Source organism: Streptodolium elevatio (assembly GCF_040649515.1).
GTDB lineage: Bacteria > Actinomycetota > Actinomycetes > Streptomycetales > Streptomycetaceae > Yinghuangia > Yinghuangia elevatio.
Genome location: NZ_JBEZFP010000122.1, coordinates 16,462 through 29,015, shown reverse-complemented (window position 1 = coordinate 29,015; position 12,554 = coordinate 16,462). Strand labels below are relative to the sequence as shown.

Below are 12,554 nucleotides of genomic sequence, written 5' to 3'. Positions count from 1 at the left end.
GGCCGCGGCAAGGCGCAGGCGGACACGCTGCGCAAGGCCAAGACCGACACCGTCGCGCGGCGCCTCGTTGGGGACCGCGAGGAGCGCGTGCCCGGGTCGGTTGTCGTCCGGTCCGTCGGTGCCGTGTCGGTGGGTGCGTCCACCAGGTTCGCGGCTACAGCTCATACGCCCTGCCGGGTGGGTTCCGCCGAGCCGGCCGGCTCGGACGCGTCCTGCGCCCCGGCGTCCGCGCCCCGGTTGCCGCGCAGCGTCACGACGGCGAGCAGGGCGCCCGCGACGGCGATGCCCGCCGCCCCGAGAAACGCCGCGGAGAACCCGTCGGTCAGCGCGGCCGCGTTGCCCAGCTCGTCCGCACCCTGCGAGGTGGCCAGTGCGGTCATCGCCGCGAGGCCGAGTGCCGAACCGACCTGGTAGCTCGTGTTGACGATGCCGGATGCCAGGCCGCCTTCCTCCGGCCGGGCGCTCGACAGGGCGGTGCCCAGCGACGGGATGAACGCGAGCGACATACCGGTCGCGGCGACCAGCGACGCGGGCAGGACGTCGACCCAGAACGAGCCGTCGGCGCGCACGAACGACAGCCACAACATGCCTGCCGCCAGCAGCGCGAGACCGGAGACGACCAGCGGCTTCGGTCCGAAGCGGGCGATCAGGCGCGGCGCGACGGTGATCATCATGACCATGATCGCGACGGTCATCGGGAGCAGCGCCGACCCGCTGGCGAAGGCGCCGAGGCCGAGCACCTGCTGCAGGTACAGGTTCAGGAAGAACCACATCGGGATCCAGGCCGCGGCCATGAGGAACTGCGCGACGTTCGCCCCCGCGAGGTTCGGGGCCTTCCAGATGCCCAGGCGCATCAGCGGCTCGCGGCGTCGGGCCTGGATCGCCACGAACAGTCCGACCAGCAGCAGGCCCGCGGCCAGCACGAGCAGGGTCTCGGCCGAGCCCCAGCCCACCTCGGGCGCACGGACGATGGCGAACACGGTGGTGCCGAGTCCGGCGGTGACGGTGGCGGCACCCAGCCAGTCGACCGAGCCGGGCCGTGCGGGGGTCGCGGGCATCAGGCGCGGGGTGGCGACGAGAGCGATCACCGCGACCGGGATGTTGATGTAGAAGACCCACGGCCAGCTGGCGTATTCGGTGATAACACCGCCGAGGAAGACGCCTGCCGTGCCACCTGCGGGGGCGGCGGCGCCGTACAGCGCGAAGGCCTTGGTCAGCTCCTTCGGGTTCCCGCCGAACAGCATCATCAGGAGGGTGAGTGCGGAAGGCGCTATGAGTGCGGCGCCCACGCCCTGCACGGCGCGTCCGGTCAGCTCGACCCACACCTCGTCGGCGAGGCCCGCGGCCAGCGAGCCGGCGGCGAGCACCAGCCACCCGGCGCTGAACAGGCGCTTCGCACCGAACAGGTCGGAGAGCCGGCCGCCGAGGAGGAGCAGGCCGCCGAAGGCGACGACGTACGCGTTGAAGACCCAGGACAGGTTCTCCTGGGAGAACCCGAGGTCCGACTGCATCTCTGGAAGGGCCACGCCGATGATCGACGTGTCCATGATGACCATGAACTGCGCGGCGGCGATCAGCGCCAGCGCCTTCCAGCGCCGGGGGTTCGGCGCCGTCTGACTCGGGGACATCGTCTTCTCCTCTTCTCGCGGGCCCTCTCCGGGGCCGTGCTCCCGGGGCCCCGGTCTCGGGGCCCCGGGCTTCCCGCATGCCGCCGGGGGCGGTGCGCCGCGGGTGCGGAGCCCCTCGGCACGACCGGAAACATACCCTAGGGGGGTAGGGTATGCAATGAGGCAACCGCGCCTGACCGCTCTTCCGCCCGCCGCCCGCGTGCCGCACCATGACGACCGGGCGCTCCCGCGCCTGACGAAACGTCAGCAATTCAGGAGGACGAACATGCTGGTCATCAGCGGTTTCCTGACCTTCCGCCCGGAGGACCGCGAGGAGATCATCGAGGGCCTCGTCGCGGTCTCAGAGCTCAGCCGCAAGGACCCGGGCTGCGTCGAGTACTGGTGGGCCGAGGAACTGGAGCGTCCCAACACGTTCCGCTTCTTCGAGGCGTGGGAGACGCCGGAGCAGTTCGAGGCGCACCGGGGGATGCCTTACGAGGAGGCGTTCAACGAGCGCTACCTGCCGAAAATCATCGGCGCCGACGCCAACGTGTACTCCGTCACCGAGCGGAAGTCGGCCATGGGCATGTAGGAGAGGGTGTGCGGCGCCGACTCCTGACCGCGCCCGCGTACCGGACGGCTCCCGACCAGGGCCCGGCCAGTACGCGGGCGCTCCCCTTGTCGGGCCGGGTCGGCGCCGTACTGGGGATAGCCCCCCGCCCCAAGACGGGGGGTGGCTCCAGTGCACAGAAACCTGTGCACAAAATACTGTGCACTCATGCCCGAAAGCCCCGAACACCCCGGCGAACACCCCGGCGGTCAGCCCCCTGACCGGTCGTCCGCCCAGGCCGCCGACCGGCCCGACGTCCCCGAGCCACCCCGCCCCCGTGAAGTCGGCGACCTGGAAGCGCTCAAGACGCTGGCACACCCCCGTCGCGGGCGCATCATGCGGCACCTCACCGCCCACGGCCCCGCGACATCCGCCGGACTCGGCCGCGCGCTCGGCCTCAACACCGGCGCCACCAGCTACCACCTGCGCGAACTCGCCCGGCACGGCTTCGTCGAGGAGATTGCCCCACCCGACGCGCACGGCCGCGAACGCTGGTGGCGCGCGGTCCGCGCCGACCTGCGCTTCCCTCCCCGCAGCCGCCAGACCCCGGAGATGCGCACCGCCGTCGACGAGATGAACCGGCTTGCGTTCACCTCCGACATCGAGGCCTTCATGCGCTTCCAACACGCGACCGAACCCGGGGACCCCTGGGCGGACGCGGCTCCCTACTCGCGCGGCACCATCCACGTGACGCCCGATGAACTCGCCGCGTTTTTCGAGGAGTTCATCGCCCTGATCAATCGCTACAAGCGGGCCGGCGACGCGCTGCCGCCCGACGCGCGCACCGTCCAGACGCGCTTCCTCGCCTTCCCCGCCGACCCTCCGGGAGCGGAATCATGATGATCGGCCTCGCCTGGTCGACCCTGCGCGCCCGCAAGGGCGGCTTCATCGGCGCCTTCACCGCCCTGCTGTGCGCGGCCGCGCTGGTCACCGCTTGTGGCGTCCTGCTGGAGACGGGCCTGCGCGGCGACATACCGACCGAGCGGTACGCGGACTCCCCCGTCGTCGTCACCGCCGACCAGAACCTCCACTGGACCAAGCACAAGAAGGGGAAGGAGAAGGTCAAGTCCAAACCGCTCACCGAGCGCGCCTGGCTCGCCGCCGACACCGCGGACCGCCTGGCCGGCGTCCCGGGGATCGCCGCCGTCGTCCCCGAAGTCACGTTCCCCGCAACCGTCTTCGCTGCCGACGGAAGTCCCCTCGAAGGTCCGGACGGCGGCCCGTCCTGGGGCCACGGCTGGGAGTCCGCCCGGCTCACCCCGTTCACGCTGCGCGCCGGAACCGCCCCCGCGGCCGACGGCGACGTCGTCCTGGACGCCGACCTGGCGGAGCGCGCCGGGGCGGTGGTCGGCTCGCGGTTCACCGTGCAGTCCACCGGAGCGCCCGCGACGTACCGGGTCAGCGGCATCGCCGCACCCGACGGCCGCGACGGACTCCCCCATCAGTCCGCGCTCTTCTTCTCGTCCGCCGAGGCAACGCGCCTTGCGGCGCATCCGGGACAGGTCGCCGTACTCGGCATCCTGACCGCGCCGGGCGCCGACGTCGGGCAGCTCAAGAAGGACCTGAAGGCGGCACTGGCCGGCACGACCGCCCAGGTCCGCGGCGGCGACGCACGCGGCCCGGTCGAGTTCATCGACGCGTCCAAGGCCCGCGTCACGCTGATCAGCCTGGGCGGCGCCCTCGGCGGTACGTCCCTGCTCGTCGCCGTGCTCGTCGTCTCCGGCACCTTCGTGCTGTCCCTCCAGCAGCGCCGTCGCGAGATCGCCCTGCTCCGGGCGGTCGGCGCCACCCCGAAGCAGATCCGCCGCATGGTCGGCCTGGAAGCGGTGTTCGTCGGAGTCGTCGCGGGCGCGCTCGGGGCGTTCGCGGGACTCGGCCTGTCGCGTTGGCTGCACGACCGCTTCGTGGCGGCCGGCGCCATGCCCAGGACACTGGAGACCGCGGTCAGCCCGTTCCCGATGATCGCGGCCGTGCTCACCACGGTGCTCGCCGCGTGGGCGGCCGCGCGCATCTCGGCCCGGCGCCCCGCGCGGATCCGCCCGACCGAGGCCCTCGCCGACGCCGCCATCGAGAGCGAGCGCCTCGGCGCCGTACGCGTCACTCTCGGCCTGCTACTCGCCGCCGGGTATGTCGTCCTCCTCCTGGTGCTGCGCAACCTGCACACCGACGCGGCCGCAACTCCGGTGACGTTCCTGTCCGTCGTGATGGCAGCCGTCTCCGTCTCGCTGCTCGGCCCCCTGCTGGCCCGCGGCGCGACCGCCGTCCTCTCCGCCCCGCTGCGCCTGCTCTCCCCGGTCGGCGGCCGGCTCGCGGCGAGCAACAACCGGGCACGCCTCCAGCGCGTGGCCGCGGTGGTGACCCCGTTGACCCTCGCCATAGCCATGACCTGCACGATCCTGTTCGTGCAGACGACCACGTCGCATGCCGCCGAGGAGCAGGTGGCGGCGGGCACCGCCAACGCCGACTACGTCCTGGCCTCGCGGGGACCCGGGGTGCCGCACGCCGCGGTCGAGGCGGTACGCACGGTCCCGGGCGTCACCGGCGCAACTGAGTTGGTGCGTACGGTGGTTCGCGCCGGCCAGGACAAGTTTCCGGCCCAGGGCGTCACTCCCGAAGGCGTCGACCGGGTTCTCGACCTGGAGACAACCGAGGGCAGTCTCGCGAACATGCGCGACGACACCGTGGCGGTCAGCGCACAAGCCGCACGCACCAAGGGAGTCGGCGTCGGCGACACACTGGAGGTCACCCTCGGCGACGGAGTCGAGATCCGGCCGCGCGTCGTCGCGGTGTACGAACGCGGGCTCGGCTTCGGCGATCTGACCCTGCCGCACTCCGTGGTCGCCGCGCACGTGGACAACCCGCTGGCGGCACAGGTCCTGATCAGTACCGAAACCCCCGGCACCCCCAGCGCCCGCGACACCCGCGGCGCCCTCGACGCCGCCGCCGCGGCCTTCCCCGGCGTACGCGTCCTCGACCGCGACCAGGTCGAAGCCGCCCGTCGGACCCAGCAGGGCACGCAGACGCAGGTCAACTACGTCGCAATGGGCCTGATCATCGCGTTCACCGCGATCGCGATCGTCAACACGCTGATGATGGCCACCTCGGCGCGTGCCCGCGAGTTCGCGCTCATGCGCCTGGTCGGCATGACGCGCCGTCAGATCCTCCGGATGCTGCGGTGGGAGACGCTGACGATGGTGCTGTTCGCGACGGTGCTCGGCACGGCGATCGGCTGGGCGACGCTCAGTGCGTATGCGACAGGCATGACCGGCACCGGGACGCCGTACGCCCCGCCGCTGACCTACCTGGCAATCGTCGCGGCCGCCGCCGTCCTCGCGTTCGCGGCGACCTCCCTGCCGGCCCGGCTCGCCCTGCGCACCCGTCCGGTCGACGCGATCGGCACCAAGGAGTAGCCCCGCCACGGGGTCGGGCGAATCATCCGTCGGGGGCGGGCCTTTCGAGGCCCGCCCCCGACGCGTTCATCCGCCGCCGAGGTACGCGTCGCGCACCGCCTGGTTCGCCCGCACCTCGGCCGGCGTGCCCTCGGCCAGCACCTCGCCCAGATTGAGCACGACGACCCGGGAGGCCAGGCCCATGACGAACGCGACGTCGTGTTCGACCAGCAGCACCGCACACTGCTCGTGGTCGACAAGGCGGCGGACCACCTCGCCCAGCCACACGCTCTCCGCCGACGACATCCCCGACGCCGGCTCGTCCAGCAGCAGCACTTTGGGGGTGTCCACCACCGCCCTGGCGAGCTCCACCATGCGGGCCTGCCCCACCGGCAGCGTCCCGGCATATTTGTCACGCAAGTCGGTCAGACCGCACAAGTCGAGGATCTCCTCGGCCCGTACCCGCCGTTCGCGCTCACGGCGGCGCCGGCTCGGAAGTGCCAGCAGGTCGGCCGCGATGCCGCCGCCACCGCCGCGCCACTCCTCGGCGACAACGAGGTTGTCCAGCACGGTCAGGCGGCCGAACAACTGTTGGCGCTGGAACGTACGCCGCATCCCGTGCCGTGCCCGCCACACCGGCCCGCGCGCCGACACGTCGACCCCGGCGAAGCGCACCACGCCCGAGTCCGGCCGCCGGATGCCCGACAGGACGTCGAACAACGTCGTCTTCCCCGCGCCGTTCGGTCCGATGAGCCCGCAGACCTCGCCCGCGCGCACCTCCAACGTCACACCGCTCAGCGCGTTGACGCCGCCGAAGGCGACCCCGACGTTCTCGGCCCGCAGGACGGGCGGCGGCGCCACATCCCCGGCCGACTCGGCGACATCCACCACGGTCCCGCTCATGCCCCCACACTCCGCACGTCGGTGTCGGTCAGGCCGAGGTACGCGGCGGTCAGGCGGTTCTCGTCCACCTCCGCGCGCGGGCCGGTCCACGACACGCGTCCGACACTCATGAAGGCCACGGTGTCCGCGACCGTCAGGATCTCCGACGCCTTCTCCTCCACCAGCAGCAATGCCACGCCCAGGTCCCGGAGTTCGACGACGAAGCGGAAGATCTCCTCGACCACCAGCGGGGCGAGGCCGAGTGACGGCTCGTCCGCGACGAGCACGCGGGGCGGGCGTACCAGCAGCGGAGCGACGGTCAGCTGCTGCTGCTCGCCGCCCGACAGCGAACCGGCGGGCACCTTGCGCCGCCCGGCGAGGTTGGGGAAGCGCTCGTAGACGCGCTCGCGTTCGCCGGCCGACCGCAGCCACATCGACAGGTTCTCGTCGATGGTCAGCGACGGGAAGATGCCGCGGCCTTCCGGGGCGAGCAGGACGCCTTCACGCGACCTGCGTACCGCCGACAGACGCGTGACATCGCGGACGACACCATCGCCCGACGCGAGTTCGACCGTGCCTGCGGTGGGCGCCAGCAGCCCTGCGGCGATCGCACACGTCGTCGTCTTGCCGGCCCCGTTGGCGCCCAACAGTGCCAGGATCCGGCCCGCCCGGACGTCCAGGTCGACGCCGTGCAGCACCTCGACGCCGCCGTATCCGGCACGGATGCCGCGCAGCCGCAACAGCACCTCCGCTGCCTCGTCGGCATCCTGGGGTTCCGCACCGCCCGACCCCTGCGGCGCGACAGCCGTCACGACCGGCGCGGCCTCCTCGGCAACCGCCGCGGCTGGCAGCCCACCGGCCGCCGCAACCTTGTCCGCAACAGGCCTGGTACGCCCGGAGATCCGACCGCGCAGCGCATGCAGCCCCTCGGCCATCTGCACGACCCAGCCCTCGGGATTCCCGGCCAACGCCAGGCCGGCGAGGCCGAACAGGATCACCGGCACGTGCGGCGAGTCGGTGATGTAGTCCTCCATGACGTGCGGGAACAAAGCGAACGTCAGTCCCGCGACGACGGCGAACTGCGGCCTGCGGATGCCCGCGGCGACCACGATGGCCAGCCAGATCAGACCGTTCATCGCGGTGAACTCGGTCGCGGTGATGCGGGTGTTGAAGGAGGCCCAGAACACTCCGCCGAACCCTGCGATGCCCGCCGAGATCGCGAACAGCGCGAGCTTGGTGCGCAGGATCGAGACGCCGGACGCCATCGCCGCCGGCGGCGCGGAACGGACCGCGAGCATCGCGCGGCCCGACGCGGAGTTCTCCAGGTTCCGGATGAGCACGACCACCGCCGCGACGATGACCAGGAGAGCGAGGGCGAGCGCCCGGTCGTCGTTGAGGTCGACCGGCCCGACCACCGGGCGCGGGATCGCCCATCCCACGTCCCCGTTACGCAACCAGCTCATCTGGAACAGCACTTGGTCACCCAGGAAGGCCAGCGCGAGGGTGGCCAGCGCGAGCATGCGCCCGGACAGCCGCAGCGCCGGCAGCGCGACCACCATGCCGAGCAGCGCGGCCACGAGTGTCCCCGCGACCAGGGCGAGGAAGAACGACACCCCGTGGCTCATGAGCAGGCCCGCGGTCAGCGCGGACGCGGTCACGAAGGTGGCCTGCGCGAGACTGACCATGCCGCCGAGGCCCGTGACGACGGTGAACGACAGGAACACCAGGGACGCCGCGAGCCCTTGGGCGATCAGGCCGATCCAGAAGGCGGTCGTCCAGGTGTAGAGGCTGACCGCCAGGAACGCGGCCGCGATCAGCCACGGCGCCCAGCGGCGCAGCGGCGGCATCCCGGCCAGGTAGTCGGGCGGCGGCTGGTCCACGGCGGCGGTCCCGGCGCTGCGCTTGCTGCGGGACATCACCAGCAGGCCGACGAACAGCAGGACGAACGGGACCGCCGTACGAAGGCCGGTGATCTCGTCGGTCCACGAAGGCGCGTACCCCGCGACGAGGTTCTGCACGACTCCGAGGAGCAGGCCGCCGCCGAAGGCGATCGGCACCGACTTGAAGCGGCCGAGCACAGCGGCGGCCGCGGAGACGAACATGACCAGCGTGTAGTCGACCGGGCTGAGCGCGAGCAGCGGTGCGGCCAGCACTCCGACCGCGCCCGCGAGTCCGGCGGAGAGCATCCAGGCGATGCCGGAGAGCCGGTCGGCGCTCACGCCGCGCAGCTCGGTGAGCGTACGGCTGTCCACCGAGGCGCGCAGCCGCAGGCCGAGCGGCGTGTGGCGCATCAGGATCCACAGCCCGACGGCGACAACTGCCGTGACGATCCAGGTGATCAGCTGGTTGGAGTCGATGCCGACCCCGTCCATGAGCTCCCAGTGCTCGGGCGGGTTCGGTCCCACGCCCGGCAGGCCGTACTGGTTCTCGGACGGCGCGAGGTCGACGCCGGCGTCGGTCAGCAGCTTGACGATCCACTGGCCGAGGGCGGGCAGCGCGACCAGGAGGCCGATCGTGGCGACGATCTGCGGGGTCTCGCCGAGTCTGGCGAGTTTGCGGAACATGATGCGGTCGAGCACCCAGCCGAGGCCGGGCGCGAAGACGAAGACGGTGACCAGGGCGGCGGGTACGGACGGCCAGTCGAGGCCCTGGTTGAGTTCGTAGAAGAACAGCGCGGACAGGAACGCGGTGGCCCCGTGGGCGAAGTTGAGCACCCCCGAGGCGGAGTAGGCGAGCACGAGTCCGGACGCCAGCAGCGCGTAGATCGCGCCGGTGACCAGACCGCTGATGATGTAGCCGACGAGCTCACTCATGTGCCGGTGACGCTCCCTCGTACGACGTGCGGACGGCGCCGGATCGGGGTCGGTGCGACAGGCGGTGCGGCTCCCGGCCCGCCCGCAGAGCCGGGGGGCGGCGGGCGGGCCGGAGGCGTGCCGGTCAGGTGGCGCAGGGCCGGGTCGTCCGGCCGCGCGTCACTTGAACGGGATGGAGGGGTAGCACTTGTAGGGCGAAGTGATGCCGTACGTCTCGCCCTTGAGCTGCACCATCGCACCGCAGCCGAACGAGTCGTTGCGGCCGAGCGGGAACTTGCGGTCCCCGACGAGTGCGTAGGTGTCCTGGAAGTTGGCCGCGGCGGCCTGGAAGGTCTCCACGGTCAGGTTGTCGCCGGCCTTCTTGGCGATCGCGAGGAACAGGTCCGCGGAGTTCCAGCCGACCATCATCGACTGGTTCCACTCGGTGACCTCGGAGCCCTTGGCCTTGGAGATGTACTCCTTGAACTTGGCCATCTCCGGGGCCGTCGACTCGAACGGCATGTTCTGCACGAACACCTGGACGTCCTGCAGCGCCTCCTTCGACGCGGCCTGCTTGAGCAGCGCCGGGTCGTAGTCGGTGGCGTCGGTCAGGATGCCCTTGAACCCGGCCCGCTTGAGGGCGGTGAACAGGCCGATGTTGGCCGGGGTCTGCATGACGGACACCACGACGTCCGGGGCTTTGCCGCCGTTGCTCGACATGATCTCGCCGACCCAGGGGCTCCAGTCCGTCGGGACCGACGTGCCGGGGACGGTGGACTTGGCGTACGACACCGTGAACCCGCCTGGCGGGAAGGCCTGTTGGTAGGTTCGCAGGCCGAACTTGCCGGCGTCCGTGTCCTGGGTGATCAGCGCGACGCTCTTGCCCTGCGCGCCGCCGAGGATGTCGCCGAGCAGGCCCGGCCACGACGTGTTCACGTTGTGGCCCGGCGTCGGCACCAGGCAGCCGTTGTAGCCCATGCCGTACTCCTGACCGCAGAACGCGGGCAGCGTCCCCCAGCCGATGTACGGGGTCTTGTTGTCGCGCAGGAAGTCCGCGGATCCGCCGATCGTGGTCGTGTTGACGGGCACGATCGCGAACACCTTGTCCTGCTGCACCAGTTTGCGCACCGCGGTGATGGTGCGGGCGGACTCCTGGCCGTCGTCCTCGGAACCGATGTAGTCGATCTTGCGGCCGTTCACCCCGCCTTCGTCGTTGGCCATCATGAAGCGGGCCTTGGCGCCGAGGTCGGTGTCGGCCTTGCTGTAGCCCGACGAGGTGGTCTTGGAGACCACGCCGCCGATCTTGACCGGGTCCTTCGAGGCCGACGCACCGGGCTGGTTCGGCTCGTCGCCGTCCTTGTCCGTCGTCGACGAGTTGCACCCGGCGATCAACAGGACCGGCACCATGACCAGTCCTGCGGCGCGTAGGAGACGTGGCAAGGATTCCTCCTCACGGACCGCCGGGACGCAGTGCCCCTGACGGAGTTCGGTCGTTCACCTGACTGACGTGCCGTTCAGTGCGCGGTGGTGCCGTACGTGGTTCGCGAGGACTTGCCGCCGGTCGCGGGCAAGCCTGAAGTACCCGACTTGTCGATCAAACGACTGGCTGAGATTGGTGATTGTGTGCCCGGCCTGACACATCGTCAAGAGACGTTGCCGGACAGAGATGTCGGCGATCGATGACTTGGCGGGAAGCGCGCTCGGCGCGCTCAGGCGGAGTGCGACGGCGCGGCGAGCGCACCGACGAGGAAGTCGACCAGCTGGTCGAACAGCACCTTCTCGTCGTCCGACGCGTGCCGGCGCAGCCACTCGCGCACCGCGCCCTGGCGCAGAACGCGGTTCATCAGGTCCTTGGCGATGCCGAAGCGGAACAGGATGACCTCGTGCGGCACTTCGGGCAGCGCGCGCCGGAGGACCGACAGGTACCGCGCGGTGAGCGGGTCGACCTCGTCGGTGATCAGATGCATGGACGTCGGATGCTCGCCGACCGCGACGAGGAAGCCCAGGTAGTGGTGGCCGCCGCCGCGGCGGTCGCGGCTCAGCTCGACGGTCGGGAGCAGCAATGCCACCACCACGTCGCGCAGCGCGGGCTGCTCGTCGGCCTCCAACTCGGCGAGCAGTTGCTCGCGGCGTACGCCGAGGGACTCCAGGCGGCGGTGCAGGATCGCGGCGATCAGGTCCTGCTTGGACCCGAAGTGGTAGTGCACGGCCGCGCTGTTGGCCCCCGCGGTACCGGTGATGTCCCGGACCGAGACGCCGTCGATGCCGTTCTTGGCGAACAGGCGTTCCGCGGTACGCAGCAGCTTGGCGCGGGTGGCCGCCCCCGAGCTGTTGCCGTTCCGGGGGTTCGCCTCGGCCGCCCCGGTAACCCGCGTACTACTGGACATGGCGACCACTGTAGGGCGTGGTGCCGTGGTCCGAATCACCCGTCTCGACGTGCGATCCGACAGGCGCGGCAACCGACTGGACCACGGGTCGGCGGACAGTGTGACGCACGTCACGGTTTTGACTGGAAATGGTTTTCAAGAGAGGCCGGAAACAGGCCATGCATTGTATGTGATATTTTACTGAAACCGAGGTTGGCCACGCTGGGGAACAGCCGGGTTCACCCTCGCCCAACCCCTGATCCGGCCCTGATCCGGTCCTTGATCCGGCCCTTGATCCGGTCTCGGGTCCAGCCCCCGGGTGCGATGCGGCACGCACAAAAGCGTCGCCCTCGGATCCGGCGGGATCCGAGGGCGACGCTCAAGACAAACGGCTGATGCAGGTGGCCCCTGCCCAGGCTTTAGGACTCGCTGCGCTGCTGCGGAATGCCCGCAAGCAGGGCACGAACCTCCGCCTCGCGGTAGCGGCGGTGGCCACCGAGGGTGCGGATCGACGTGAGCTTGCCGGCCTTGGCCCAGCGCGTGACCGTCTTCGGGTCGACGCGGAACATGGTGGCAACCTCGGCCGGCGTCAGCAGCGGCTCGGCATCAGGCGTACGAGCGGTCATGAGCGGCCTCCTCGGGAGAACCGAACCAAGCACGGTTCTTTCTTCAAATTCTGCACCTTGACCCCCGATGTCCGAAATGGTGCTCGGCGGCCAAGTCGGTTATAGGACGAACGGCTTGTCCTTCACAGTACAAGTACACCATCCGGCGGCCCTGGTTGGCCAAACCGCCGGAATTGGCATCGCAGCACTCAACCGGCGCGATCCCGAAGGACCGTACATAGCGGACAGTCACCCGCCTGTGACGAAGAGTCACTTCCGGCCGTTCGGCCCCCCGCGCCCACC

9 protein-coding genes are annotated in these 12,554 nt (G+C 70.8%); 3 read left to right on the top strand and 6 right to left on the bottom strand.

What is annotated here, in order from left to right; genetic code table 11:
• Window positions 1–161: 161 nt before the first annotated feature.
• Window positions 162–1,628 (bottom strand): MFS transporter, encoded by a 1,467-nt coding sequence (locus tag AB0C36_RS33615; RefSeq protein ID WP_358361773.1) that lies wholly within the window; start codon window positions 1,626–1,628, stop codon window positions 162–164.
• Between the two features lie 265 nt (window positions 1,629–1,893).
• Here AB0C36_RS33615 and AB0C36_RS33610 point away from each other — a divergent pair, with 265 nt between their 5' ends.
• From AB0C36_RS33610 to AB0C36_RS33600, 3 genes are all read left to right on the top strand, one after another.
• Entirely contained in the window at window positions 1,894–2,199 is a 306-nt protein-coding gene (locus AB0C36_RS33610; RefSeq protein WP_358361770.1) for a putative quinol monooxygenase, read from the top strand.
• Between the two features lie 186 nt (window positions 2,200–2,385).
• Window positions 2,386–3,057 (top strand): helix-turn-helix domain-containing protein, encoded by a 672-nt coding sequence (locus AB0C36_RS33605; RefSeq protein WP_358361767.1) that lies wholly within the window; start codon window positions 2,386–2,388, stop codon window positions 3,055–3,057.
• Window positions 3,054–5,627 carry an FtsX-like permease family protein gene (locus tag AB0C36_RS33600; RefSeq protein WP_358361765.1) on the top strand — a complete coding sequence of 858 codons (2,574 nt, stop codon included), beginning with the start codon at window positions 3,054–3,056 and terminating at the stop codon, window positions 5,625–5,627. Before AB0C36_RS33605 ends, AB0C36_RS33600 begins: the two co-directional genes overlap by 4 nt.
• Window positions 5,628–5,693: 66 nt before the next feature.
• Here the strand turns inward: AB0C36_RS33600 and AB0C36_RS33595 are convergent, their stop codons facing one another.
• The 5 genes from AB0C36_RS33595 to bldC form a co-directional block, all read right to left on the bottom strand.
• A complete protein-coding gene (locus tag AB0C36_RS33595; RefSeq protein ID WP_358361763.1) occupies window positions 5,694–6,509 on the bottom strand; it encodes an ABC transporter ATP-binding protein in 816 nt (271 codons plus the stop codon).
• Window positions 6,506–9,301 carry an ABC transporter permease subunit gene (locus AB0C36_RS33590; RefSeq protein WP_358361760.1) on the bottom strand — a complete coding sequence of 932 codons (2,796 nt, stop codon included), beginning with the start codon at window positions 9,299–9,301 and terminating at the stop codon, window positions 6,506–6,508. Before AB0C36_RS33590 ends, AB0C36_RS33595 begins: the two co-directional genes overlap by 4 nt.
• A gap of 159 nt (window positions 9,302–9,460) precedes the next feature.
• The gene (locus AB0C36_RS33585; RefSeq protein ID WP_358361758.1) at window positions 9,461–10,720 is read right to left on the bottom strand and encodes an ABC transporter substrate-binding protein; all 1,260 of its coding nucleotides are present in this window, start codon (window positions 10,718–10,720) and stop codon (window positions 9,461–9,463) included.
• Window positions 10,721–10,989: 269 nt separating this feature from the next.
• Window positions 10,990–11,667: a TetR/AcrR family transcriptional regulator gene (locus tag AB0C36_RS33580; RefSeq protein ID WP_358361756.1), complete on the bottom strand. Its 678-nt coding sequence runs from the start codon at window positions 11,665–11,667 to the stop codon at window positions 10,990–10,992.
• A 398-nt stretch (window positions 11,668–12,065) separates the two neighbouring features.
• Window positions 12,066–12,272, bottom strand: a complete 207-nt coding sequence (gene bldC / locus AB0C36_RS33575) for a developmental transcriptional regulator BldC (protein WP_003980577.1) — start codon at window positions 12,270–12,272, stop codon at window positions 12,066–12,068.
• Between the last annotated feature and the right edge of the window lie 282 nt (window positions 12,273–12,554).

What these genes read in the sequence shown, in the direction of transcription:
- AB0C36_RS33615 (WP_358361773.1), bottom strand. Translation starts at nt 1,628, where the DNA reads ATGTCCCCGAGTCAGACGGCGCCGAACCCCCGGCGCTGGAAGGCGCTG.
- AB0C36_RS33610 (WP_358361770.1), top strand. Translation starts at nt 1,894, where the DNA reads ATGCTGGTCATCAGCGGTTTCCTGACCTTCCGCCCGGAGGACCGCGAG.
- AB0C36_RS33605 (WP_358361767.1), top strand. Translation starts at nt 2,386, where the DNA reads ATGCCCGAAAGCCCCGAACACCCCGGCGAACACCCCGGCGGTCAGCCC.
- AB0C36_RS33600 (WP_358361765.1), top strand. Translation starts at nt 3,054, where the DNA reads ATGATGATCGGCCTCGCCTGGTCGACCCTGCGCGCCCGCAAGGGCGGC.
- AB0C36_RS33595 (WP_358361763.1), bottom strand. Translation starts at nt 6,509, where the DNA reads ATGAGCGGGACCGTGGTGGATGTCGCCGAGTCGGCCGGGGATGTGGCG.
- AB0C36_RS33590 (WP_358361760.1), bottom strand. Translation starts at nt 9,301, where the DNA reads ATGAGTGAGCTCGTCGGCTACATCATCAGCGGTCTGGTCACCGGCGCG.
- AB0C36_RS33580 (WP_358361756.1), bottom strand. Translation starts at nt 11,667, where the DNA reads ATGTCCAGTAGTACGCGGGTTACCGGGGCGGCCGAGGCGAACCCCCGG.
- bldC (WP_003980577.1), bottom strand. Translation starts at nt 12,272, where the DNA reads ATGACCGCTCGTACGCCTGATGCCGAGCCGCTGCTGACGCCGGCCGAG.